22 protein-coding genes and 1 tRNA gene are annotated in these 24,524 nt (G+C 67.1%); 15 read left to right on the top strand and 8 right to left on the bottom strand.

Features of this window, described 5'->3' with window-relative positions:
- Positions 1 to 18: 18 nt before the first annotated feature.
- On the bottom strand, positions 19 to 1,104 hold the full coding sequence (gene lptG, locus IEV99_RS12880; RefSeq protein WP_188519653.1) for an LPS export ABC transporter permease LptG: 1,086 nt from the start codon (positions 1,102 to 1,104) through the stop codon (positions 19 to 21).
- 5 nt (positions 1,105 to 1,109) lie between these two features.
- Positions 1,110 to 2,258: an LPS export ABC transporter permease LptF gene (gene lptF, locus IEV99_RS12875; protein WP_188518177.1), complete on the bottom strand. Its 1,149-nt coding sequence runs from the start codon at positions 2,256 to 2,258 to the stop codon at positions 1,110 to 1,112.
- 314 nt (positions 2,259 to 2,572) lie between these two features.
- Between lptF and IEV99_RS12870 the strand changes: the two genes are divergently transcribed.
- Positions 2,573 to 4,093: a leucyl aminopeptidase gene (locus IEV99_RS12870; RefSeq protein ID WP_188518176.1), complete on the top strand. Its 1,521-nt coding sequence runs from the start codon at positions 2,573 to 2,575 to the stop codon at positions 4,091 to 4,093.
- Between the two features lie 98 nt (positions 4,094 to 4,191).
- Here the strand turns inward: IEV99_RS12870 and IEV99_RS12865 are convergent, their stop codons facing one another.
- Complete coding sequence (locus IEV99_RS12865) at positions 4,192 to 4,614, bottom strand: PaaI family thioesterase (RefSeq protein ID WP_188518175.1); 423 nt, start codon at positions 4,612 to 4,614, stop codon at positions 4,192 to 4,194.
- 115 nt (positions 4,615 to 4,729) lie between these two features.
- On the opposite strand from IEV99_RS12865, the gene IEV99_RS12860 reads away from it, so the two are divergent.
- Both IEV99_RS12860 and IEV99_RS12855 read left to right on the top strand, forming a co-directional pair.
- Positions 4,730 to 5,182: a DNA polymerase III subunit chi gene (locus IEV99_RS12860; protein WP_188518174.1), complete on the top strand. Its 453-nt coding sequence runs from the start codon at positions 4,730 to 4,732 to the stop codon at positions 5,180 to 5,182.
- Positions 5,179 to 5,595 carry a hypothetical protein gene (locus IEV99_RS12855; RefSeq protein WP_188518173.1) on the top strand — a complete coding sequence of 139 codons (417 nt, stop codon included), beginning with the start codon at positions 5,179 to 5,181 and terminating at the stop codon, positions 5,593 to 5,595. Before IEV99_RS12860 ends, IEV99_RS12855 begins: the two co-directional genes overlap by 4 nt.
- Before the next feature lie 7 nt (positions 5,596 to 5,602).
- On the opposite strand, the gene IEV99_RS12850 is transcribed toward IEV99_RS12855, so the two are convergent.
- Complete coding sequence (locus tag IEV99_RS12850) at positions 5,603 to 6,472, bottom strand: ATP-binding protein (RefSeq protein WP_188518172.1); 870 nt, start codon at positions 6,470 to 6,472, stop codon at positions 5,603 to 5,605.
- Positions 6,473 to 6,678: 206 nt separating this feature from the next.
- On the opposite strand from IEV99_RS12850, the gene yajC reads away from it, so the two are divergent.
- The 5 genes from yajC (at position 6,679) to IEV99_RS12825 (ending at position 11,026) form a co-directional block, all read left to right on the top strand.
- Positions 6,679 to 7,011, top strand: coding sequence for a preprotein translocase subunit YajC (gene yajC, locus IEV99_RS12845; RefSeq protein WP_188518171.1), 333 nt, complete (start codon positions 6,679 to 6,681; stop codon positions 7,009 to 7,011).
- A 121-nt stretch (positions 7,012 to 7,132) separates the two neighbouring features.
- Positions 7,133 to 8,746, top strand: coding sequence for a protein translocase subunit SecD (secD, locus tag IEV99_RS12840; RefSeq protein WP_188518170.1), 1,614 nt, complete (start codon positions 7,133 to 7,135; stop codon positions 8,744 to 8,746).
- A gap of 15 nt (positions 8,747 to 8,761) precedes the next feature.
- Positions 8,762 to 9,772, top strand: a complete 1,011-nt coding sequence (gene secF / locus IEV99_RS12835) for a protein translocase subunit SecF (protein ID WP_188518169.1) — start codon at positions 8,762 to 8,764, stop codon at positions 9,770 to 9,772.
- Entirely contained in the window at positions 9,769 to 10,155 is a 387-nt protein-coding gene (locus IEV99_RS12830; RefSeq protein ID WP_188518168.1) for an Mth938-like domain-containing protein, read from the top strand. Before secF ends, IEV99_RS12830 begins: the two co-directional genes overlap by 4 nt.
- A 1-nt stretch (position 10,156) precedes the next feature.
- On the top strand, positions 10,157 to 11,026 hold the full coding sequence (locus IEV99_RS12825) for a phytoene/squalene synthase family protein (RefSeq protein ID WP_188518167.1): 870 nt from the start codon (positions 10,157 to 10,159) through the stop codon (positions 11,024 to 11,026).
- Between the two features lie 19 nt (positions 11,027 to 11,045).
- Here IEV99_RS12825 and trmFO read toward each other — a convergent pair whose 3' ends face one another.
- From trmFO to uvrA, 3 genes are all read right to left on the bottom strand, one after another.
- Entirely contained in the window at positions 11,046 to 12,473 is a 1,428-nt protein-coding gene (gene trmFO / locus IEV99_RS12820) for a methylenetetrahydrofolate--tRNA-(uracil(54)-C(5))-methyltransferase (FADH(2)-oxidizing) TrmFO (protein WP_188518166.1), read from the bottom strand.
- A 188-nt stretch (positions 12,474 to 12,661) separates the two neighbouring features.
- Positions 12,662 to 12,823, bottom strand: a complete 162-nt coding sequence (locus IEV99_RS12815) for a DUF1127 domain-containing protein (protein ID WP_188518165.1) — start codon at positions 12,821 to 12,823, stop codon at positions 12,662 to 12,664.
- 537 nt (positions 12,824 to 13,360) lie between these two features.
- Positions 13,361 to 16,303, bottom strand: a complete 2,943-nt coding sequence (uvrA, locus tag IEV99_RS12810) for an excinuclease ABC subunit UvrA (RefSeq protein ID WP_188518164.1) — start codon at positions 16,301 to 16,303, stop codon at positions 13,361 to 13,363.
- A 363-nt stretch (positions 16,304 to 16,666) separates the two neighbouring features.
- Between uvrA and ssb the strand changes: the two genes are divergently transcribed.
- From ssb to IEV99_RS12795, 3 genes are all read left to right on the top strand, one after another.
- Entirely contained in the window at positions 16,667 to 17,197 is a 531-nt protein-coding gene (ssb, locus tag IEV99_RS12805; protein ID WP_188518163.1) for a single-stranded DNA-binding protein, read from the top strand.
- A 417-nt stretch (positions 17,198 to 17,614) separates the two neighbouring features.
- The gene (locus IEV99_RS12800; protein WP_188518162.1) at positions 17,615 to 18,442 is read left to right on the top strand and encodes a DUF2189 domain-containing protein; all 828 of its coding nucleotides are present in this window, start codon (positions 17,615 to 17,617) and stop codon (positions 18,440 to 18,442) included.
- 84 nt (positions 18,443 to 18,526) lie between these two features.
- Positions 18,527 to 19,648, top strand: a complete 1,122-nt coding sequence (locus IEV99_RS12795; protein ID WP_188518161.1) for a M20 family metallopeptidase — start codon at positions 18,527 to 18,529, stop codon at positions 19,646 to 19,648.
- Between the two features lie 12 nt (positions 19,649 to 19,660).
- Here the strand turns inward: IEV99_RS12795 and IEV99_RS12790 are convergent, their stop codons facing one another.
- Positions 19,661 to 20,290: a MarC family protein gene (locus tag IEV99_RS12790; protein ID WP_188518160.1), complete on the bottom strand. Its 630-nt coding sequence runs from the start codon at positions 20,288 to 20,290 to the stop codon at positions 19,661 to 19,663.
- 126 nt (positions 20,291 to 20,416) lie between these two features.
- On the opposite strand from IEV99_RS12790, the gene IEV99_RS12785 reads away from it, so the two are divergent.
- The 4 genes from IEV99_RS12785 (at position 20,417) to IEV99_RS12770 (ending at position 24,493) form a co-directional block, all read left to right on the top strand.
- Positions 20,417 to 20,845 carry a DUF2306 domain-containing protein gene (locus IEV99_RS12785; RefSeq protein WP_244643853.1) on the top strand — a complete coding sequence of 143 codons (429 nt, stop codon included), beginning with the start codon at positions 20,417 to 20,419 and terminating at the stop codon, positions 20,843 to 20,845.
- A gap of 134 nt (positions 20,846 to 20,979) precedes the next feature.
- Positions 20,980 to 23,784 carry a DNA gyrase subunit A gene (gyrA, locus tag IEV99_RS12780; RefSeq protein WP_188518159.1) on the top strand — a complete coding sequence of 935 codons (2,805 nt, stop codon included), beginning with the start codon at positions 20,980 to 20,982 and terminating at the stop codon, positions 23,782 to 23,784.
- A gap of 153 nt (positions 23,785 to 23,937) precedes the next feature.
- Positions 23,938 to 24,015 (top strand) — tRNA-Pro (locus tag IEV99_RS12775).
- Between the two features lie 190 nt (positions 24,016 to 24,205).
- Positions 24,206 to 24,493, top strand: coding sequence for a GYD domain-containing protein (locus tag IEV99_RS12770; RefSeq protein WP_188518158.1), 288 nt, complete (start codon positions 24,206 to 24,208; stop codon positions 24,491 to 24,493).
- Positions 24,494 to 24,524: the final 31 nt, after the last annotated feature.

Below are 24,524 nucleotides of genomic sequence, written 5' to 3'. Positions count from 1 at the left end.
AAAACGCACGGCCCGTCATCACCCGTCCTCTTGGTACAACAGAGCGAGCGTTCCGAGCAAACTCCCGACCACAGCTGGCGACCAAGCCGCAACCGTCGTCGAAAGCAGACCAGCGGCGCCGAGATCCTCGACCAAGTGGGTGACGACATAGAGCACGAAGCCTGCCGTCACGCCACCGAGAACCATCTTCGCCACACCACCAAACCTGAAAAATCTTAATGAAACGGATGCGGCGATAAGCGCCATTGCAATAAAGAGTAAAGGCCGGGCTAGAAGCGATTGAAATTGCAAACGATAACGCGTTGCGTCGAGGCCTGCCGCCTCGGTTCTTTTCACCAAATTCGGCAGCTCCCAGAAGGGAATTGTCTCCGCTGACGTGAAGGAATTGCGGACCTGATCGGGCGTCAGATTGGTCGACAGATTGTAGGAAGCGAAGCTCTGTGGCTCCACGCCCACACCTGTCAGGCGGGCTTCCACCAACTCCCAGTAACCGTCGCGCAACAGCGCCTCTCGGGCTTCGACGCGGCTCTCGAACGAACCGTCCTTGGCGAACTCGAACACGGTGACGCGACTCAGCCGCGTGCCGGCGTCCATGGACCTGTCGGCGCGGATGATCGCCTGACCGTCGAGGCTGCGTTGGCGGATCCAGAGTTCCTTTTCGGCCGTCGCCTTGGAGCGGCCGAGCTTGGAGGTCTCGACCTGGATCGCGCGCTCCTTCAGCTTGGCGGAAACCGGGTTGTAGACCGTCGCGGCGAAGACGCCGATCGCCACCGCGACGCCGAGCGCGGGGGCCATGAACTGCCACACCGAAACGCCGGCGGCCCGCATCACCACCAGTTCCAGTTTGCGAGACAGGTTCAGCAGCGCCGCCATGGAGCCGAACAGCACCGCGAAGGGGAGGATCTGCTCGGCCACCGCGGGCGTGCGAAACAGCGCCAGTTCGGCCAGCAAGGCCGTGGAGAGGTCCACGACGTCGCCGGTGCGCCGCACGAGCTCGACGAAGTCCAGGGTGTAGATCAGCACGAACACGGTCACGAAAACGCCCGTGATCGTCCTGATGAACCGTCCGGCAAGGTACCGTCCGAGCGTGGCGCCAATCATCATGTGCGTCAGCTCGCGGTGGCGGCTGCGGCCGCCGGCCGGCTGAACCCGCGCCCGCGCCGCCCGAGCCGCAGCTCCGGCCCGAACGTCGCCGCTAGCCCGCCCAGGAAGCCGAGCGCCGGGATCACGTAGGCAAGGGGCGCCGCCCACGGCGAGCGCGCAATTAGACTCGACGCTGCAAAGCCGGCAATGCGCAGCAGGCCAACGGTGACGATGGCGGCCCCGATCGCCGCGCCCCGGCCCTGGCGCGTGGTGCGCGGGGTGCCGAGCGCCGCGAAGGCGATCGCCATCATGGCCAGGCAATAGAGTGGCCCCGAAAAGCGATCATGCAATTCGGTGCGGAAACGGCCGGCGGTGCCGGGCATCTGGTAATAGGCCTCGCTCACGTTGGGATTGAGCAGCGCCCAGGTGCTGCGTTCGCGTGGCTTGTAGGTCGGCGTTTCGCCGTCCGCGCCGAACTGGCTCAAGTCGATCGCATAGCGCTGGAACACAACGATCGCGGGATCCGCAGAGCCCGGCTGCTCGCGCTGTACGCTTCCCTGCTCGAGAACGAGATACGGCGAGCCATTGATGTCCAGCGTCTGGCCACGCTCGGCGATGTAGACGGCGGGTTTCGTCTTATCACGGCGGTCCTGCATGAAGATGCCCAGCAGGGCGTCTCCGGCGCGTTCGCGGTAGTGAAAGGTGATGCCGAGGTCGAGCGTGGTGAACTGCCCTTCCTTGACGATGTTTGTGACGAAGTCGGCTCGGACGCTGGTGATCAGGTCGCGCAAAGCCCGGAAGCTGGCCGGCATCGCCCACGTCGTCATCACGCCGACCAGCAGGGTGACGATCACAGTCAGGATCAGGAGCGGACGCATGATGCGCCCGGGCGGCGCGCCCGCCGCGCTCATGACGATGAGCTCCGAGTCGCCGTTCAGCTTATTGAGCGCGTAGACCACCGCGATAAAGAGCGCGACCGGAGCGATGATCGCCACGAGCGCCGGAAGCGACAGGCTGGTGACGGTCAGGAATGTGAAGATCGTCTGCCCCTTGCCGGTCACCAGATCGACCTCGCGCAACGCCTGCGTAATCCAGATCACGCCGGTCAAGCTCAGCACCGTCGCCAGAAAGGCGACGCAGGCGATCCGGAAGATGTAGCGATCGAGCAGGCTCATGCGGGGGTTCGGCAATGATTGTGCGACAGCGGTAAAGCCTCCGCCCTGTTCGGGCAAGCGGAGCGGGGCGTCCGAGGCCGCAGGTTCATCACGATCCGGGCGCCCTCAAGGCGAGCGTGGCCATTCTGCCGCGGCATTGGGGCGCGGATCGCCGAATGGATGCGGCCACGTCACCGCTGCACGGCTCCAGATGTTGGTCTCGACACCTTCCGCGAATGGGGGGCCGGCTTTGCCCATCGCTGGCGCGGCGCCGCGCAAGCCGCTAAGACGCTGAACGAACGATTTTCGATCCATCGTCTTCCCGGAGCCGCTGCATGTCCGAGCGCCTTAGAGTTTCCTTTGCCGACGCGAATCTGCCCGCATCGGGAGCCGTCGTGGTTCTCGTCGGCGACGACCTGGCGCTTCCCGGGGCGGTGCGCGACCTGATCGGCGACGTTGCGGCCGACGCGGTGACGCGGGCTGCGGCGGCGGAAAACTTCAAGGGCAAGGCGGGGAGCGGCTTTTCGGTGCTGGTTCCGGCCGGCCTTCAAGCGGCCCGCCTGGTGGTGGTTGGCGTCGGCGCCGCGTCCGATCGCGCCACGGCTGATTTCGTGACGCTCGGCGGCTCGATCCTCGGCCGCATTGGCCACGCCAAATCCGTCACCGTGCTCTTCCATGACGCGCCGGAGGGGCTGCGCCACGATGCAGACGCGGCGGCCGACATGGCGCTCGGCATGGCGATGCGCGCTTATGCGTTCGAGAAGTACAAGACGAAGAAGCAGGACAAGGACGAAGGCGCCCGCGAGGTCGACGCCACGATTGCGGTCGCTGACCCCAAGGCGGCGGCCAAGGCGCATCGCTCACGCCAGGCGGTTGCCGAAGGCGTCGTGATCGCCCGCAACCTCGTGAACGAGCCGCCGAACGTGCTGGACCCCGAGGAATTCGCGCGCCGCGCGGCCCACCTCGAGAAGCTGGGCGTCGAGGTGGAGATCCTCGACGAAAAGAAGCTCGACAAGATTGGCATGCGGGCGCTGCTGGCGGTGGGGCAGGGCTCCACCAAGGAGAGCCGCGTCGTGATCATGCGCTGGAATGGCGCCAAGGGCGGCAAGGGCAAGGACGCCAAGGACAAGCCGATCGCCTTTGTGGGCAAAGGCGTGTGCTTCGACACCGGCGGCATCTCGATCAAGCCGGCGGGCGGCATGGAGGACATGAAGGGCGACATGGCGGGCGCGGCCTGCGTGGTCGGCCTCATGCACGCGCTCGCGTCGCGCAAGGCGAAGGTGAACGTGATCGGGGCGATCGGCCTCGTCGAGAACATGCCGGACGGCGCGGCGCAGCGGCCGGGCGACATCGTGACATCGCTGTCGGGCCAGACCATCGAGATCATCAACACCGACGCCGAGGGCCGGCTCGTTCTCGCCGACGTGCTCTGGTACGTGCAGGATCGCTTCAAGCCTGCCTTCATGGTCGATCTCGCGACCCTGACGGGCGCGGTGCTGGTGGCGCTCGGGCAGGAGAACGCCGGGCTGTTCTCCAACGATGACGAACTCGCCGAGCGGCTGGCCGCCGCCTCCAAGGCGACCGGGGAAGGCGTGTGGCGCCTGCCGCTGTCGACGGCCTATGACAAGATCATCGACAGCAAGTTCGCGGACGTGAAGAACTCGGGCGGCCGCCACGCCGGCTCCATCACGGCCGCGCAGTTTTTGAAGCGGTTCGTCAACGACACGCCGTGGGCGCATCTCGACGTCGCCGGCACCGCCATGGGCTCGCCGCAGACCGAGATCAACCGGGGCTGGGCGTCCGGCTGGGGGGTGCGGCTGCTGGACCGGCTGGTGTCGGATCACTACGAGGGCTGAGCGCTTCAAGCAGAGCGCCTGATCGCGTCAGGCGCTCCGCTCAGCTTGGTTGGCATCATCGTATCCACCAACCGGCGTTCACCCGGTGGGCTGGTGCTTCAGCGCTCGTCCAGCACCTTCCAGATGCCCTCGGCGCTCAGGATCGTACGGTCGCCAACCTGCAACAGGCCGCGCACGAAAATCATCGTGCGCGTTCGGCGCAGCACCTCGGTGTGCGATTCGACGAACTCGCCGACCTGCGCGGAAGAGATGAACTGGCTGCTCAATTGGATCGTGACCTGCCGTCGCCCGCCATTGGCGATGAGCGACGTGATGCCGAGCGATTCGTCGGCCAGCGACAACAGCAACCCGCCATGGACGACGCCGAACCGGTTTGCGTGCCGGGAGTCCGTGAGCATGCCGAAGCGCTTGTGCTCTCTATCCTGGCGCGACCAAAGCGGCCCGATATGGTTGCGATAGCCGTCGCCGGGCTCGATCGCCCAGCCCGCCTGTTCGAGTTCCTGCACGCGCGCGTCGCTCATCCGCTTCCCCGGTTCGATGGTCCCGCAGCGTAGCGCCGGCGCGCTCGGCGGCAACCGACTCGCCGGGATGGCCCGCAACCGTGTAGACCGGAAAGCCCAACCACGCAGGACGCCGATGGCGGAGATCCTCTTCTACCACCTCCAGCGCCAGAACCTGGACGCCGTCCTGCCCGGACTGCTGGAGCGCAGCCTCGCGCGCGGGTGGCGCGCGGCCGTGCAGACCTCCGGGCCCGAACGCGCGGCGGCGATCGATGATCTTCTGTGGACTTACTCGGACGAGAGCTTTTTGCCGCACGGGCTGGAGAGCGAGCCATCCGCTGCGGCCGAGCCGATCGTCCTCACCACCGGCGAAGCCAATCCGAACGGCGCGCAGGTGCGCTTTCTGGTGGACGGCGCCGCAATTCCGCCGGATGCGGCGGCTTATCAGCGCCTCGTCCTGATCTTCGACGGGCGAGACGACGAGGCGGTCGCGGCGGCGCGGGTCGCCTGGAAGAACCTGCGTGGGCAGGATCACCAGACCAGCTATTGGCAACAGAGCGACGAAGGTCGCTGGGAGAAAAAGGCATGATGGATGCGGCGCGGGCCGGCTGGCCCGCTGGACGAGCGCTCGCGGCCCCGATCGTCGCGACGGCCCTCGCCATCGTGCTCTCGGGCTGTGCGGTCGAGGTCGGCGGCTTCATGAACGACAAGAGCGCCACGGCGCGTGTCGCCACCACGGAGGCCGTGGTGGGCGAGGACGGCCGCTGCACGGCTGACCTGTCAATCGACCCGTCCAAGTTCCGGGGCCGCGAGGGCCAGGGCTTGATCGGCGTCACCGAATGCGAGCTCGTGGCGCTCAAGGGCGAGCCGCTCAGCGTCCAGACGGGCTCCAGCCCGCGCGCCAAGCGTGAAACCACGATCCTCTACATGGAGCCAACCGGGAAGGCGCTCTACCTCTTTGCCGACAACCGCCTTGTGCAGGTGGTGCGCGCGGGGGCGTAACGTCGGGTCAGAGCTGCTGCTCGAGCCGTCCGGCGAGATCCTGGATAAACTGCCAGGCGGTGCGGCCCGAGCGCGACGCGCGCGTGATGGACCATTCCAGAGCGTCATGGTGCATGGCGTCGCGGTTCACGACCGCGAGGCCGAAATGGTCGGCGTAGCCGTCCACCATGGCGAGGAATTCGTCCTGGCTGCATTTGTGGAAGCCCAGCCACAGCCCGAAACGGTCCGAAAGCGAGATCTTCTCCTCGATCGCCTCGCCGGGGTTCACGGCGGTGGAGCGTTCGTTGTCCATCATGTCGCGCGGCAGAAGGTGGCGTCGATTGGAGGTGGCGTAGAACACCACGTTGTCCGGCCGGCCCTCGATGCCGCCTTCCAGCACGGCTTTCAGCGACTTGTAGGACGTGTCGTCCCCATCGAACGAGAGGTCGTCGCAGAACACGATGAAGCGGAACGATGCGGCGCGCACCATCTCCATCAGCAACGGCAGGCTGTCGATGTCCTCGCGGTGGATCTCGATCAGCTTCAGAGCCGACTGACCGGCCGGGCGCATCGCGTTGACCTGGGCGTGGGCGGCCTTCACCAGCGAGGACTTGCCCATGCCGCGCGCGCCCCACAGCAGGGCGTTGTTGGCCGGCAAGCCGCGGGCGAAGCGGGACGTGTTCTCGAGCAGCGTGTCGCGGGCGCGATCGATGCCCTTGAGAAGCACGATATCGACCCGGTTCACCTTTGGCACCGGCACGAGCCCAGCCGGGGAGGGGCGCCACACGAAGGCGTCGGCGCCTGCGAAATCCGGCGTCTCGGCCCGGGGCGGCGCCATGCGCTCCAGCGCGTCCGCGATGCGGGCCAGGAGTGCGTCGGAGGGCGTGAGGGCGGACATGGCGGCTTTCTTCAGGGTTCAGACGGTGCGACGTGCTTAGCGAAGTCGGATTGGGCTGTCACGCTTCGCTGGGCTATGCCTGCGTTGGATCGGGAGCCCGGCGTTGTTGCTTTCTCCAAGCCCGTGGCTATAGTCCGCCGCACTTTTTCCGGCTCCCCCCGCAACCGCGGGACGTGGGGCCCTTTCCCCATGCGGAGGTTCTCCCCGTGATCACGCCAGCATTCGCCCAGACCGCCGGAGCTTCGGCGGGCGGCATGGACATGATCGTCCAGCTCGTTCCGTTTCTGCTGATTTTCGTGATCATGTATTTCCTGATCATCCGGCCGCAGCAGCGCCGCGCCAAGGAGCATCAGGATCTCCTGAAGAACGTGCGCCGCGGTGACACCGTGGTGCTCAACGGCGGGTTGATCGGCCGTGTCACCAAGGCCGGGGACGAGCCCGAGATGGAAATCGAGATCGCGGAAGGCGTGCGCGTGCGCGCCGTAAAGTCGATGATCGCCGAGGTCCGCGCGAAGGGCGAGCCCGTCAAGGCCGCCTGATTCGACGCGATCCCGGCGCCTCCGCGGCGCCGATTTTGACTGACATGGTGGCGCTATCGGCTTGGAGTGCTTAGCTCCGGGTCCATGGCGCCGATGAGCCGCGCAGGAACAACGACCGGATATGCTCCGCTTCTCACGAATGAAGACCTTCGGGGTCCTCCTCATCGCCGTGCTGGGCATCCTCTTTGCCCTGCCGAGCCTTTTGTCGCTGGACACCCGCAAGAGCATCGAGCAGTCCATTCCGGGCTTCCTGCCGCGCTGGATCATCCCGCACCAGGCCATCGTGCTTGGCCTCGATCTTCAGGGCGGATCGCACGTGCTGCTTGAGGTTGACACCCAGTCAGTGCTCCGAGGGCAGGTGAACACCCTGCGCGACGACGTCCGCCGGCTCCTGCGCGAGGAGCGTATCGCGCTCGCGGGCGGCATCGGCGTCCAGCCGCGTGGCGTCACCGTTCGGGTGGCGGACCAGGCCGAGCGCACGCGCCTGCTGCCGCGCCTTCGTGAGCTTGCGGCCCCGGTCGGCGGCCTTTTCGGGCAGACGGGCTCGCAAAACGCGGTTGAAATTAACGAGCAGCCGGACGGGCTGATCAGCCTGGCGGTGACGGACGCCGGCGTGAACGAGCGCGTTCGCAAGGCCATCGACCAGGCCATCGAGGTGCTGCGTCGCCGCGTCGACGCGCTCGGCACCACGGAGCCGAACATCCAGCGCCAGGGCGTCGACCGCATTCTCGTGCAGGTCCCCGGCCTGCAGGACCCGCGTCGCCTGAAGGAGATCCTTGGCACCACCGCGCAGCTCGAGTTCCGCCTCGTGGCCGATCCGGGCGCGCCTCCCGGAGACGTGGAGCAGTTGCCGTCGCAGGAAGACGGCGGCGCATCCATGCCTGTCGAAAAGCGCGTGCTCGTACAGGGCGAGGACCTGATCGACGCTCAGCCGGGCTTCGACCAGCGCACCGGCGAGCCCATCGTCAACTTCAAGTTCAACATCCGCGGCGCCCAGCGCTTCGGGCAGGTGACCACCGAGAATGTCGGGCGGCCCTTCGCGATCGTGCTCGACAAGAAGGTGATCTCGGCTCCGCGCATCCTTCAGCCGATCACGGGCGGGCAGGGCCAGATCTCCGGCCGCTTCACGGTTGAGGCCGCCAACAACCTCGCCATCCTGCTGCGCGCAGGCGCCCTGCCGGCGCCGCTCACGATCGTGGAGGAGCGCACCGTCGGCCCAGGCCTGGGGCAGGATTCCATCGACGCCGGCAAGAAGGCCTCCTATGTGGCCACCGTGCTGGTGGTCGGCTTCATGTTCGTGACCTATGGCCTGTTCGGCCTCTTCGCCAACATCGCGCTCGCCGTGCACGTGATCCTGATCTTCGCCCTGATGGCGATGGTGGGATCCACGCTGACGCTGCCGGGCATCGCCGGCATCGTGCTGACGATCGGCACCGCGGTAGACTCTAACGTGCTGATTTACGAGCGCATCCGCGAAGAGGCGCGCGCCGGGCGGTCGATGATCTCGGCGCTGGAGGCAGGCTTCCAACGCGCCTTCGCGACCATCATCGACTCCAACGTCACCATGTTCATCGCCGCCGCGATCCTGTTTTTCCTGGGCTCCGGCCCCGTGAAGGGCTTCGCGGTGACGCTCATCCTCGGCATCGTCACCACCGTGGTCACGGCCGTCACGATGACGCGCATGATGATCGCCCTGTGGTACCGCTCGGCCAAGCCGACCAAGCTGCCGTTCTGACGCAGGAAAAACACCATGAAACTTCTGCGCATCATCCCGGACGACACCAAGTTCCCGTTCATGAGCTTCCGGCGGGTCAGTTTCCCGTTCTCGGCGCTCCTGTCCGTGGTGGCCGTGCTCTGCTTCTTTTTCGTGAACATGAATTTCGGCATCGACTTCACGGGCGGCACTCTCATCGAGATGCAGGCCAAGAACGGGAAGTCGGACATCGCCCAGGTGCGCGAGGCCGCGCACGGTCTCTCGGTGGGCGAGGTCGAGGTTCAGGAATTCGGCGAAAAGGGCGACGTTTCGATCCGCTTCGGCCTTCAGCCCGGCGCGACCCAGCAGGATCGCGAAAAGGCCCAGCAGGCCGCGCAGGAGCGCGTCCGCACGACGTTCGAGAAGGACTATGACTTCCGCCGCGTCGAGGTGGTGGGTCCGCGCGTCTCGGGCGAGCTGGTGCAGTCTGGCACGCTTGGCGTCGTGCTTTCTATCGTCGGCGTGCTGATCTATCTGTGGTTCCGCTTCGAGTGGGAGTTCGCGGTCGGCGCCGTGATCGCGACTTTGCACGACCTCGTTCTGACGATCGGGTTTTTTGCGATCACGCAGCTCGAATTCAACATGACGTCGATCGCCGCGATCCTGACAATCGTCGGCTACTCGCTCAACGACACCGTGGTGGTGTTCGACCGTATCCGCGAGCTGTTGCGGCGCTACAAGAAGATGCCCGTGGAGCAGTTGCTCGATCTGGCGATCAACACCACCTTGTCGCGGACGATCATGACTTCGGTGACCACCACGCTGGCGCTGCTCGCGCTGGTGCTGTTCGGCGGCCAGGTGATCGCCAGCTTCTCGTGGGCGATGATCTTCGGCGTGGTGATCGGCACCTACTCGTCGATCTTCATCGCCGCGCCGGTGCTGATCTATCTCGGCCTGAAGGTCGGCGCCGAATCGGCCATCGCGGCCGGCCACGATGCCGCGCCGGCGGCCAAGACATCCGCCGCGAAGCCGCGGGTGCGCGGCCCGGCCGAGCGCCCGGCGCAATGAGCGGCGGCGCCCGCTACGAGGGGTTCGTCCCCGGGCGCCACCTGATCGACGCCTATGGCAATGGCGGGTTTCGCTTCGCCGACATGTCGCATCGCGGCTCCATCCTGGCGCTGCCCTCGGGCGTCCGCGCCTGGGAGGTGACCGCGCCGGCGCAGTTCACCACGGGCGCGTTCGAGGCGGTGTTCGCCGAGGCGCAGCCGCCCGAAGTGCTTCTGATCGGCTGCGGCGCCGAAATTGCGGCGCTGCCGGAACGTATCCGCTGGCGATTCAAGGAAGCGCGCATCCGCATCGACGTGATGCAGACCGGCGCGGCCGCGCGCACCTACAACATCATGCTGGCTGAAAACCGCAGCGTCGGCGCCGCGCTGATCGCGGTCGCCTGAGATGGCGGAGGAGCCGGCGCCCGCAAACCGCGACGCCGCGTCAGAGGATGTCGTCGCCGAACTCGTGCGCAAGGCGGACCGCGACCGCTATCTCGCAACGTTGTTCGCACCCGACGCCCATCGGCCTGCTCTGCTGGCGCTTTACGCCTTCAGCGCCGAAATCAGCCGGGTCCGCGACGTGGTGTCGGAGCCGCTGCCGGGCGAAATGCGGCTGCAGTTCTGGCGCGACCTGATCGAGGGTGATGGCCTGGCGAGCAGCGGCCACCCGGTCGCGCAGGCGCTCGGGGCCGCCATCGCCCGCTACGCGCTGCCCCGAAAGCCGCTGCTGGACGTGATCGAGGCCCGTACCTTCGATCTTTACGACGACGCCATGCCGTCCGTGGGCGACCTGGAGGGCTACTGCGGTGAGACATCGTCCGCTCTGATCAGGCTCGCCAGCATCATCCTGGCCGAAGGCCGCGACCCCGGCGGCGCGGACGCGGTGGGGCATGGCGGTGTAGCCTACGCGCTCACGGGCATTCTGCGCGCGCTGCCGTGGGCCACGGGGCGCGGCCAGGTTTTTCTGCCTGTTGACGTGATGAACCGGCATGGCCTCTCGCGCGGCGCGCTGCTCGCCCGGCAGGTCGACGAGCCGCTACGCGCCGTGCTGGCAGAACTGCGCGTAATGGCGCGCCGGCACCTGGAGGCCGCGCGCGCGGCGTTGCCCGGCGCAAATCCCGCGGTGCAAATCGCCATGCTGCCGGTTGCGCTCGTTGACCCCTATCTGGCCGCGCTCGAGCGCGCCGCAGCGGATCCGTTCAGGACGGCGGCGGATATTTCGCCGTTGCGCCGCATGTGGACGCTTTGGCGCGCCTCGCGCCAGGCGCGCTGAATCCAGCCGAGCGGGAAGCCTACTCGGCCGCGACGCGGTTCTGTTCCTGCCCGCTGGCCCAGGTTTCCATTACGCCTCGCGCCCGATCGGTGATCGCCATCTTGCGCGCGACCGCCTTGGCGGGACCGCGAAGGCGCTTGCCATCCTCGCTCTTGGGCGCCTCCGGCAGCGGCGGGAACAGGCCGAAATTGACGTTCATCGGCTGAAACGAGCGTGGCCCCTCGTCGATGGTGGCGATATGGCCGCCCGTGATGTGGTTCAGCAGGGCTCCCATCGCGGTTTCGGGCGGCGGCGGGGCCAGCGTGGCGCCCAGGCGCTCGGCGGCGGCGAGCCGGCCGGCAAGCAGGCCCATGGCGGCGCTTTCCACATAACCCTCGCAGCCCGTAATCTGCCCGGCGAAGCGCAGGCGCGGCATGGCCTTGAGGCGCAGCGTCCTGTCGAGCACCTGCGGGGAGTTCAGGTAGGTATTGCGATGCAGGCCCCCGAGGCGGGCGAACTCGGCGTTTTCCAGCCCCGGAATGGTGCGGAACAGCGCGACTTGGGCCGAATGCTTCAGCTTCGTTTGGAAGCCCACCATGTTGTAGAGCGTGCCCAGCGCATTGTCCTGCCGCAGCTGCACCACCGCATAGGCCTTCGCGTCCGGGCCTTCCTTGTGCGGGTTGGTGAGGCCGAACGGCTTCATCGGCCCATGCCGGAGCGTCTCGGCGCCGCGCTCGGCCATGACCTCGATCGGCAGGCACCCGTCGAAGTAGGGGGTGTTGCTCTCCCACTCCTTGAACGAAGTCTTCTCGCCCGAGACCAGCCCTTCCACGAAGGCCGCATACTGGTCGCGCGTCATTGGGCAATTGATGTAGTCGGCGCCGGTGCCGCCCGGGCCGGCCTTGTCGTAGCGCGACTGGAACCACGCTACGTCCATGTCGATGCTGTCGCGGTGCACGATGGGCGCGATGGCGTCGAAAAACGCCAGCGCGCTCTCGCCCGTGAGCTGCAGGATGGCTTCGGCAAGGGCCGGCGAGGTGAGTGGCCCGGTGGCGATGATCACCGAATCCCATTCGGCCGGCGGCAGGCCGGCGACCTCGGCGCGCTCGATGGTGATCAGCGGATGCGCCTCGAGCGCTGCGGTGACGGCGGCAGCGAAGCCGTCGCGGTCGACCGCGAGCGCGCCGCCCGCCGGCACCTGGTTGGCGTCGCCGCAGCGCATGATCACCGAATCGAGCCGCCGCATTTCGGCGTGGAGCAGGCCGACCGCGTTGGTGCGGGCGTCATCCGAGCGGAACGAGTTGGAGCAGACGAGCTCGGCCAGGCTGTCGGTCTTGTGCGCGTCGGTGCCGCGCACGGGCCGCATCTCGTGCAGCACCACGGGCACGCCCGCGTTGGCGATCTGCCAGGCGGCTTCCGAACCGGCGAGGCCGCCGCCGACGATGTAAATGGGGGAGAGCTTGCTCATGCGGCGGAACCTAGGGGCCGCGTCCCGGCGGCGCAATGGGCGCGGGGGGCTGAAACGCAAAACGCCCGCCGGGAGGGGCGGGCGCTGCGCTCAGGAGGGAGGCCGGGGAGGGGATCGGCCAGGCTCCGAGACGACGTTGCAGGTTCTTCGGCGAAACCCCGGATGGGCCGCCGAACCTGCGAAGAGGCTTACGGCTTGACGGCGTGCTTCTTGGCGATGAAGCGAATGTCGCCGCGCGAGATGCCGAGATCGCTCAGGTCGCGATCGGTCAGCTGCGACAGCTCGCGAACGGTGTTGCGGTAGCGGGCCCAGTTGCGGAGACGCTTGGAAATGGTGTTGACGGTCAGCATGGCTTTGTTCCTGTGCAGTGCGGTAAGGCGCGGAGCTGTCAGGAGAAAGTAGCGTTCCCGGCGGCTCGTCGCGTCAGCGATTTGCTGCACCGCATATACGTCCGGCCGCCATGCTCCGCCATGGGGGCTGCAACATGCCCGACCCTCTGTCAACGCATGGCAGCGAAGGAATTCGTTAAGAGATGCGCAACTGGCGCATGGCATAAAAGTGGCGCTCTAGCCGGGTTTTTGAGCGCTTGTTGGTGAAATATTGCGCTATTTGGCCAAATCTCGCCTTCGACGTGCAGGCACAGTTGCGCGGTGCGGTGGAACACGGTGAACAAAGGCTTGCCCAATCGCCTGCATTCGCCACGCCCGGCCGGCCGACGCATCGCCGCGAGATCCAGGCATGATGAAGAAAGTGTTGCACACCCGCGGGCGCCGGGGCCGCAAAGTTTCGGATGTCCCGACGTCTCGGGCGCCCTTCGGACCGCGAGCCTGAAGGCTCGCTTGGGTGCGGCAAAAGAGCGAGCCTGAAGGCTCGCGGGCCGGGCGAGCCTACTCGGCCGCCTGCTTGGCGGCCTTCAGCGGCCTGCGGGCCAGGACTTCCTTCAGGAAGCGGCCGGTATGGCTCGCCGCGACCTTGACGACGTCCTCGGGCCGGCCCTGCGCGACGATCACGCCGCCGCCGTCGCCGCCTTCGGGGCCGAGGTCGATGACCCAGTCGGCAGTCTTGATGACCTCGAGATTGTGCTCGATCACCACGACGCTGTTGCCCTGGTCGACGAGCTCGTGCAGCACCTCTAGCAGCTTGGCGACATCATGGAAGTGCAGGCCGGTGGTCGGCTCGTCCAGGATGTAGAGCGTGCGCCCGGTGGAGCGCCGCGACAGCTCCTTGGAGAGCTTCACGCGCTGCGCCTCGCCGCCCGACAGCGTGGTGGCCTGCTGGCCGACCTTGACGTAGTCGAGCCCGACGCGCGTCAACGTCTCCATCTTTTCGCGAATCGACGGCACGGCCTTGAACAGCTCGCCGGCTTCCTCGACCGTCATGTCGAGCACGTCGGCGATCGACTTCTCGCGGTACTTCACTTCCAGCGTTTCGCGGTCGTAGCGCTTGCCCTTGCAGACGTCGCAAGTGACGTAGACGTCCGGCAGGAAGTGCATCTCGATCTTGATGACGCCGTCGCCCTGGCAGGCTTCGCAGCGGCCGCCCTTCACGTTGAACGAGAAGCGGCCCGGCATGTAGCCGCGCGCCTTGGCCTCCGGCAGCGCCGCGAACCACTCGCGTATGGGCGTGAACGCGCCCGTATAGGTCGCCGGATTGGACCGCGGCGTGCGGCCGATGGGCGACTGGTCGATGTCGATCACCTTGTCGAGGTGCTCCAGCCCCTCGATGGTGTCGAAGGGCGCGGGATGCTCCAGCGCGCCGTTGAGCCGCCGGGCGACGGCCTTGTAGAGCGTGTCGATCACGAGCGTGGACTTGCCGCCGCCCGACACGCCCGTCACGCACGTGAAGGTGCCGAGCGGGATCTCGGCGGTAACGTCCTTCAGGTTGTTGCCGCGCGCGCCCGTGATCTTGAGCATGCGGCCCTTCTGGGGCTTGCGGCGCTTGGGCGGCACCGGCACCGCCATCTCGCCCTTCAGGTACTTGCCGGTGAGGGAGTTCTTGTCTGCGAGCACGTCCGCTGGCGTGCCCTGGCTGACGATGCGGCCGCCGTGGATGCCAGCGCCGGGGCCGACATCGACCACGTAGTCGGCCTGCAGGATGGCGTCCTCGTCGTGCTCCACCACGATGACGCTGTTGCCGAGATCGCGCAGGCGCTTCAGCGTTTGCAGCAGGCGCTCGTTGTCGCGCTGGTGAAGGCCGATGGAAGGCTCGTCCAGCACGTAGAGCACCCCGGTCAGTCCCGAGCCGATCTGCGACGCCAGCCGGATGCGCTGGCTTTCACCGCCCGACAGCGTGCCCGAGGCGCGCGCCAGCGTCAGGTATTCGAGGCCGACGTCGAGCAGGAAGGTGAGCCGCTCGCGGATCTCCTTCAGGATGCGGCCGGCGATTTCGGTCTGCTTCTCGTTGAGGGTCTCGGGCAACGCCCCGAACCACACATGGGCGTCGCGTACCGAGAGCTGCGAAACCTGCGCGATGTGCTGGCCGGAGAGCTTCACGGCCAGGGCTTCTGGCTTCAGCCGGTAGCCGCTGCAGGCGGCGCAGGGCGTCTCGGACATGTAGCGCGAGATCTCGTCGCGCGCCCAGTCGCTCTCGGTTTCCTTGTAGCGCCGCTCCATGTTGCGGACGACCCCCTCGAAGGGCTTGCGCACCTCGTAGGCGCGCAGGCCGTCGTCATAGGCGAAGCGCACGCTCTCGGAGCCGGTGCCATAGAGGATCGCGTTTTTGGCCTTCTCGGGCAGGTCCCGCCACTTGGTCGCGAGCTTGAAGCCGTAGTGGTCGGCCATGGAGGCCAGCGTCTGGCCATAATAGGGCGAGGTCGACTTGGCCCAAGGCGCGATGGCGCCGCCGCGCAGCGTCAGGGTCTCGTCCGGCACGATCAGCATGGGATCGACCGCCATCTCGTGGCCGATGCCGTCGCAGGTTGGACAGGCGCCGAAGGGGTTGTTGAACGAGAACAGCCGCGGCTCGATTTCCGGGATCGTAAAGCCGGACACCGGGCAGGCGAACTTGGACGAGAAGATGATGCGGCGCGCCTCGCCCTTGTCGTCCTTCTCGTCCGCGAACTCCATCACGGCGATGCCGTCGGCCAGTTCCAGCGCGGTCTCGAAGCTTTCGGCCAGGCGCGACGCGATATCCGGGCGAACCACCAGGCGGTCCACCACCACGTCGATGTCGTGCTTGAACTTCTTGTCGAGCGCCGGCGCCTCGCCGATCTCGTGGAACTCGCCGTCGATCTTCACGCGCTGGAAGCCGCGCTTCAGATACTCGGCCAGCTCCTTGCGGTATTCGCCCTTGCGGCCGCGCACCACGGGCGCGAGCAGATAAAGGCGGGTCTTCTCGGGCAGAGCCAGGACGCGGTCAACCATCTGCGACACGGTCTGGCTCTCGATCGGCAGCCCGGTCGCGGGCGAGATCGGCACGCCCACCCGCGCCCAGAGCAGGCGCATGTAGTCGTAGATCTCCGTGACGGTGCCGACCGTGGAGCGCGGGTTCTTGGACGTCGTCTTCTGCTCGATCGAGATTGCCGGCGAGAGCCCATCGATCTGGTCGACGTCAGGCTTCTGCATCATCTCGAGGAATTGCCGCGCATAGGCGGACAGGCTCTCGACGTAGCGGCGTTGGCCCTCGGCGTAGATCGTGTCGAAGGCGAGCGAAGACTTGCCGGAGCCGGAAAGGCCCGTGAACACGACAAGCCGGTCGCGCGGGATCGTCAGGTCGACGTTCTTCAGATTGTGCTCGCGGGCGCCCCGGATGGCGATGACGCGCGAATCCGCCTTGCGCGGGCCGCCCTGGCGCTCCTTGGCGGAGTTGAAGAAGTCGTCGATCGCGGCCATGCCGATTACCCTGCACACGAAAATCGATGCGCGCCGCCCGGGCCGTGGCCCGACGCCAACCGCGATCGCTGAAGGACTGAACGCCACATGTAGGGCGGCTCACGCTCGAACGACAGGGTCCGGAGAAACCCCGAGGGATCAATCTCCAACAACGCGTCAGCCGCGCCGCCCTTGAACCGTTAACGCAGACCTGCTAGGAACACAACAAGAACAAACGATGCGTGCGGCCGAATGCGCCAGGTTTTCGAGGCTCGGATGTGGATAACCGGGCCGAGGCGGGACCGGCCGGGCCGGATGGTTTAAGGTCGCGCCCAATCCACGGGCGCGGAAGCTCGTACGCCCATTCTAGCGCAGGAGGCCCTCATGGCGGGCAGCGTCAACAAAGTGATCCTGGTCGGCAATCTGGGCCGCGACCCGGAGGTGCGTCGGCTTGGCTCGGGAGAGCCGGTCGTGAACTTCAGCGTCGCCACCTCGGAGACCTGGCGCGACAAGGCCAGCGGCGAGCGCAAGGAGCGCACCGAGTGGCACAACGTCGTGATCTTCAACGAGAACCTCGCGAAGATCGCCGAGCAGTACCTGAAGAAGGGCTCCAAGGTTTATCTGGAAGGCCAGCTGCAGAACCGCAAGTTCACGGACAAGACCGGGGCTGAGCGCAGCACGACCGAGGTGGTGTTGCAGCGCTTCCGCGGCGAGCTCACCCTGCTTGACGGTCGCGGCCAGGGCGGCGGCGCAGGCGCGGGCGACGAGGATGGCGGCTACGGCGGCGCGTCCTCGGGCGGCTACGGCGGCGGCAGCCGGGGCGGAGACTTCGGGCGGTCGTCGCCGATGGAGCGGCGCCCGGCTCCGGCCGGCGGCGGGCGCTCGGCCGATCTCGACGACGACATCCCGTTCTAGGGTTACAGATCGGGGACGGGGCATTTATCCGATAGGCTGTGCTGGGCGCCAGCCGCTCGGCGCACACGCTCATCGCCCCTCTCCTGAGGAGCTTGCCTGTTTGGGGCTGCGTCTCGAAGGACGCAGGCTCCATGAGCCTCGAGGGTCGGACGCTCTGGGCTCGCTCGTCCTCTGAAACGCATCGCCGGGAGGCGCTGCTCCTCAGGATGAGGGGATCGCGGTTTGTCGCTCGTCGCGACGTCACGAAGAACTGAGTTCCGAGGACCTGAGGCGCCTGGCCCCCTCTGAACAGCCAGGGCCGGCTTGATCCCGCGTGTTTCAGCCGCCATGCTGCACGAACCGGTGCGCGCGTTCCCCCGACGCGCGCCGGATGAAAAGCGGCGCCGGCTTGCCCAGGCCGCACGAGGGGGAAACATCATGACTGACGCTGGTCAGGCGACGGAGCTGAACGCTGTCGCTGATGAAGCCGCCCAGGCTCCGCGGCCGGAACCCAAGGTGCGGGCCATCCGCTTCTCCGACATCGGCGAGGCCCTGGCCGAGGGCATCCGCGATTTCCAGGCCGCGCCGCTGTTCGGGCTCTTCTTCGGCGGCATCTATGCGGTCGGCGGCATCGTGCTGGTGCTGGCCGCGACGTCCTGGGGGTTGGGCTATCTCGTTTATCCGCTCGCAGCCGGGTTCGCGCTGATTGGGCCCTTCGTGGCCGTTGGCCTCTATGAAGTGTCGCGACGACGGGAGGGCGGCCTGCCGCTCGGCTGGGGCGCGGTGCTCGGCGTCGTGTTCGCGCAAAGCCGGCGCGAGCTGGGCTGGATGGCGTTCGTCACGCTCTTCGTGTTCCTCCTTTGGATGTACCAGATCCGGCTGCTGATCGCGCTGTTCTTCGGCTTCCAGTCCTTCGCGATGGCGGATTTCCTCCACGTGCTGCTCACCACGCCGGAAGGGTGGCTGTTCCTCGCTATCGGGCATGCGGACGGGGCCGTGCTGTCGCTTGTTCTGTTCTCGCTGACGGTGGTGTCGTTCCCGCTGCTGCTGGACCGGGACGTCGACTTCATCACGGCGATGATCACGAGCGTCCGCGCCGTCACCCGGAGCCCCGGTCCCATGCTGGCCTGGGCGGCGATGGTTGTCGGGCTGCTGATCGTCGCGTCGGCGCCGATGTTTCTCGGGCTCTTCGTGGTTCTGCCGGTTCTCGGCCACACGACATGGCGGCTTTATCGCCGGCTGGTCGAGCCCGCGGAGGCCGGCTGAACGCCCGTGGCTGGCCATCCCGGCGAGAGATGTTTTAAACAGGGGTCAGAGAAGACGCGCCAAAACGCCCTGGAGGCCTCCCTGATGAGCTCTTTCGACCTCGACGCCATGCTCGCCGGTATCTCGCGCTGGGTCGCGATCGAGAGTCCCACCAGCGACGCGGCCGGCGTCAACCGGATGATCGACACCGTGGCGCAGGACGTCGAAGGGCTGCCGATCGCGATCGAGCGCATTCCCGGCAAGGACGGGCTCGGCGACAGCATCGTGTTGCGGGCTGGCCCGCAGACTGATCGCGCCGGCATCCTGGTGATGTCGCATGTCGACACCGTCCACCCGCTCGGCACGCTCGCCAAGGACCTGCCGATCCGCCGCGAGGGCGACAAGCTCTTCGGCCCCGGCATCTACGACATGAAGGGCGGCGCCTATCTGGCGCTCGAGGCCTTCAAGCGCGCTGCTTCGGCCGGGGCGGCCCAGCCGCTCACCTTTCTGTTCACGCCCGACGAGGAGATCGGCTCTCCCACCACGCGCGGCCTGATCGAGGAGCTCGGACGCAAGGCCTCAGCCGTGCTGGTGACAGAGCCGGCCCGCGACAACGGCAAGATCGTCACCGCCCGCAAGGGCGTCGGGCGGTTCGACGTCCATGTGGAAGGCCGGCCCGCCCATTCCGGCTCGCGCCATCCCGACGGCCGCAGCGCCATCCGGGAGGCGGCCCGACAGATCCTCGCGATCGAGGCCATGACGGATTACGCCCGCGGCGTCACCACCACGGTGGGGATGATGGCGGGCGGCACGGCCGCCAACGTGATCCCCCAGCACGCGCGTTTCTCAGTCGACCTGCGAGTGGTGGAGCCGGCGGACGGCGAGGAGTTCAAGGCGCGGATTCTGGGCCTCGCTCCGCACGATCCTGATTGCCGGATCACCGTCGTGGGCGACATGAACCGGCCGCCCTACAAGAAGACCGCCGATGTCGAGAGCCTCTACCAGAAGGCGAGGGCGCTGGCGGCCGAGATCGGCATGGATCTGCAGGACGTGCCGCAGACCGGCGGCGGCAGCGACGGCAACTTTACGGCGGCGCTCGGCGTGCCCACGCTGGACGGCCTCGGCATCGACGGAGACGGCGCGCATACGCTGCACGAGCACGCGCTCGTTTCGTCGGTCGTGCCCCGGGCGCAGTTGATGGAACGGCTGCTGACGCGGCTCTCCTGAGCCGCACTGGGCTCAGGCCGCCGAGATCGCCTTCACGCCGTCGGCGACGAACTGAACGGCCAGGGCGGCCAGGATCACGCCCAGAAGACGGGTTAGCACGACGTTGCCGGTGACGCCGAGCCAGCGGGACACCTGGCTGGCTGTGTAGAACACGACGAGGCAGCTGGCGCAGACGCCGACGATCACGGCCAGCAGCACGCCGAGCCGCAACGGGTCGCCGCCAGCGCGGCCCGCCAGCAGGATTGTGGCCGTGATGGCCCCGGGCCCCGCCATCAGCGGGATCGCGAGCGGGAAGGCCGCAACGTTGCGAATGTGGTCGAGCGTGATCGCCTTCTCGGCGGCGTCGCCCTTGCGCTCCTGCCGACCGCCGAACACCATCTCGAACGCGATCCAGAACAGCAGCAGACCGCCGGCGATGCGGAACGCCGGAAGCGTGATGCCCAGCGCATTCAGGAGCTGGGCGCCCGCGAGCCCGGACGCCCCCATGATGGCGGCCGCGATGACGGACGCCCGCAGGCCGACCTGACGGCGCTCCGGATCGCTCATGCCGCGCGTAACGCCCAGGAACAGGGGCGCGAGGCCGGGCGGGTCCACGGTGACGAGCAGGGTGACAAGTGCGGAGGTCAGATAGTCCAGCAACATGAAACGTTCGCCAGCGGGTTTGGGGCACTAAGCACGATTTAACCGCGCCGGTGAAGCTCCTCGCTCTGCGCACGGCAGAGGGATTGCAGTAGTCGCCAGCATTATGTAAATGTTCATCACATTATCATGGACCTTCATCTCGACAGTTGGGGATGCATGACGCTCGACCCGTTAACCGCCGCAGCGCCGGCGGTGCAGCTGCATGTAGCCGCCGTGGTGGTGGCCATCGCTTTCACGCCTGTGCAATGGCTGGCGAGACGGGGAGGGCGCGTCCATCGGGTTTCGGGGCGGATCTGGATCGCCACCATGGTGGTCGTGGCGCTCAGTTCAATGTTTATCCACCAGCTTCGCCTGTGGGGACCATTCAGCCCGATCCATCTGCTGTCGGCCGGAACCCTGGTCGGGCTCGCCTATGCGTTGGGGCAGGCGAGGCGGGGAAACATCCGGGCTCATCGCCGTGCGATGACGATCATCGTCGCCGGTGCGCTAGTCGGAGCGGGGGTGTTTACGCTGGCGCCGGGACGAATCCTGCATGCCGTGCTGTCAGGTCCATGAACAACGATGGGGGCGGCTGTCTAGAACGCTGATTATGTTGAGGAAAAGAGGCCTCGTCCGAAGCGCCTGAGGGTGGTCATCCGCGCCGGAATCGGTTAAGAGAAGACGCCTGTAAAAGACAACCGGACAGCACATTGGCCGAAGACGACAAGAACGCTCCCGCTGGTGGCGGCGAGGGGCAGGATATCCGCCCGGTTTCCATCACGGACGAAATGAAGCGCAGCTACCTCGATTACGCGATGAGCGTGATCGTGTCGCGCGCGCTGCCGGACGCCCGTGACGGGTTGAAGCCGGTGCATCGGCGCATCCTGTATTCGATGAACGAGAACGGGTACACGCCGGACAAGCCGTACCGCAAGTCGGCCCGCGTGGTCGGCGACGTGATCGGTAAGTACCATCCGCACGGCGACCAATCGATCTACGACGCGCTGGTGCGCATGGCGCAGGAATTCTCCATGCGCCTGCCGCTGGTCGACGGCCAGGGCAATTTCGGCTCGGTTGACGGCGATCCGGCCGCGGCCATGCGGTACACCGAGGTGCGCCTGGCGCGCCCGGCCATGAGCCTGCTCGACGATCTCGACAAGGACACGGTCGACTTCCAGCCCAACTATGACGGCTCCGAGCGCGAGCCCATGGTGCTGCCGGCGCGCTACCCGAACCTGCTCGTCAACGGCGCGGGCGGCATTGCGGTCGGCATGGCCACCAACGTGCCTCCGCACAACCTCGGCGAGGTCATCGACGGCTGCATCGCCTTCATCAACGACCCGGAGATCACGGTCGAAGGGCTCATGGAATACATCCAGGGGCCTGATTTCCCGACTGGCGGATCGATCCTGGGCCGCGGCGGCATCCGCAGCGCCTACCTGACGGGGCGTGGCTCCGTGATCATGCGGGCCAAGACGAAGACCGAGACGATCCGCAAGGATCGCGAGGCGATCATCGTCAACGAGATCCCGTACCAGATCAACAAGGCGGTTCTGATCGAGAAGATCGCCGACCTCGTGCGCGAGAAACGCGTCGAGGGCATCTCGGACCTGCGCGACGAGTCCGATCGCGACGGCATGCGCATCGTCATCGAGATCAAGCGCGACGCCGTGGCCGACGTGGTGCTGAACCAGCTCTTCCGCTACACCGCGCTGCAGACGAGCTTCGGCTGCAACATGGTGGCGCTGAACGGCGGCCGCCCCGAGACGCTGACGCTGCGCGACCTGATCGCCGCCTTCGTGGATTTCCGCGAGGAGGTGGTGAGCCGGCGTACGCGCTTCCTGCTCGGCAAGGCCCGCGACCGCGCCCATGTGCTCGTCGGCCTCGCCATCGCGGTCGCGAACATCGACGAGGTCATCTACACGATCCGCAACTCGCCGGACGCCAACACGGCCCGCGAGGCGCTGATGTCGCGCGATTGGCCGGCCAAGGACGTGGCGCCGCTGATCGCGCTGATCGACGACCCGCGCCACCGCGTGTCGGAGGACGACACCTACCGCCTCTCCGAGGCGCAGGCCCGCGCCATCCTCGACCTGCGCCTGCAGCGCCTCACGGCGTTGGGCCGCGACGAGATCGCGGACGAGCTCAACAAGCTCGCGGCCGAGATCTCCGACTATCTCGACATCCTGCGCTCGCGCGAGCGCATCATGGGGATCGTCACCACCGAGCTCGCCGAGGTGAAGGCGGCCTTCGCGACGCCGCGCAAGACCATCCTGATCGAGTGGGACGCGGACCTCGACGACGAGGACCTGATCCAGCGTGAGGACATGGTCGTGACCGTGTCGCACGCCGGCTACATCAAGCGCGTGCCGCTCTCGACCTATCGGGCGCAGCGGCGCGGCGGCAAGGGCCGCTCGGGCATGCAGACGCGCGAGGAGGATTTCGTTTCGCGCCTGTTCGTGGCCTCCACGCACACGCCGGTGCTGTTCTTCTCGTCCCGCGGCCAGGTCTACAAGGAGAAGGTCTGGCGCCTGCCGCTCACCGCTCCCCAGGCGCGCGGCAAGGCGCTGGTGAACATGCTGCCGCTGCAAGGGCAGGAGCGCATCACCACCATCATGCCGCTGCCCGAGGACGAGGCCGCCTGGGACACGCTCGACGTCATGTTCGCGACCGCCTCCGGCGGCGTCCGGCGCAACAAGCTGTCGGACTTCGTGAACGTGAACCGCAACGGCAAGATCGCCATGAAGCTGGACGAGGGAGACCACATCGTCGACGTCCAGATCTGCTCGGCCGAGGACGACGTGCTGCTCACCACGGCGCGGGGCCAGTGCATCCGCTTCTGCGTCGACGACGTGCGGGTGTTCAAGGGCCGCGATTCCACCGGCGTGCGCGGCATCTCGCTGGGCAGGGACGACACCGTTATCTCGCTGGCCATCCTCAACCACGTCGAGGCGTCGGCCGAGGAGCGCGCGGCCTATCTGAAGATGCGTCGCGCCATCCAGGGCGAGGCGGCGTCGGACGAAGTGGCGGCCGACGACGAGGAGGCGGCCGATGCGCCCGCCGCCGCCATCTCGCAGGAGCGCTACGCGGCGCTCTCGGCGCGCGAGCAGGTGATTCTCACCCTCTCGCAGAACGGCTACGGCAAGCGCACCTCGGCCTACGAGGTCCGCGTCACGGGCCGTGGCGGCAAGGGCATCGTCGCCATGGTGGTGAACGACCGCAACGGGCCGCTGGTCGCGTCCTTCCCGGTCGACCACTCGGACCAGATCATGCTGGTCACGGATGGCGGCCAGCTCATTCGCTGCCCGGTGGAGGGCATCCGCATCGCCGGCCGCGGCACGCAGGGCGTGATCGTGTTTGACACCGCCAAGGACGAGAAGGTCGTCTCGGTGGAGCGGATCTCGGACGAAGGCGATGACGCGCCTACCGCAAACGGAGAAGCCGGCCCGCTGCCTGAGGGCGGCGAAGGGGAGGGCGAAAGCCCCGACGCGCCCGATGGCGGCCCCGAAGACTGAGGCGCATCCTGGCGTCAACCACAAATGGCCGGCCCTGCGCCGGCCATTTGCTTGTCGGGAGGTCACCCCCGCAGGGCGCTAGCGGAAAACCCCGCCCGGCGACGCCGGAAGCGGTTGCGCCCGCCGCCTTGGCTGCGTATAAGCGCGCCACGTCGGAGTGTAGCGCAGCCCGGTTAGCGCACTTGTCTGGGGGACAAGGGGTCGTGGGTTCGAATCCCGCCACTCCGACCATCAAAAGCCTGCCCTTGTCAGAGACTTGGGCGGGCTTTTTGTTTTCAGGGCCGGGCCTCGCCGGCGGTTTCCGGCAAGCCGTCCCACGCCAAGCTTAGGCCGCGGGGCATAGAGCTTCTGCGCCGAGGACGGCCTTGGGGCGGGTGTACAATCCTTCTCGCTGGGTGGCGCACGCGGCAGGGAGGATCCCATGAAATACATCGCTCTGATCAACTGGACCGACCAGGGAGTGCAGGCCGCCAAGGACTCTCCGAAGCGCCTCGATCGCGCCCGCGACATGGGGCACGCCTACGGCGTTTCGGTCGAGCAGGCGTTCATGACGATGGGGGACGTCGATATGGTCTGCATCGTGGATGCGCCCGACGACGCAGCGTTTGCGCGTTTCGGCCTCAAGCTGGCCGGAACCGGCGCCGTGCGGACCAGAACTCTGAAAGCCTTCACGGAAGATGAGTACCGGAGCCTGATGAACAGCCTCTGACGGCCAGAGCCTGCGCCGCAACGTCGACGCT

This window comes from Alsobacter metallidurans (assembly GCF_014636935.1).
Taxonomy (GTDB): Bacteria; Pseudomonadota; Alphaproteobacteria; order Rhizobiales; family Beijerinckiaceae; genus Alsobacter; species Alsobacter metallidurans.
Note: the sequence above shows the minus strand (reverse complement) of the source record. Positions and strands in the feature narration are given on the sequence as shown.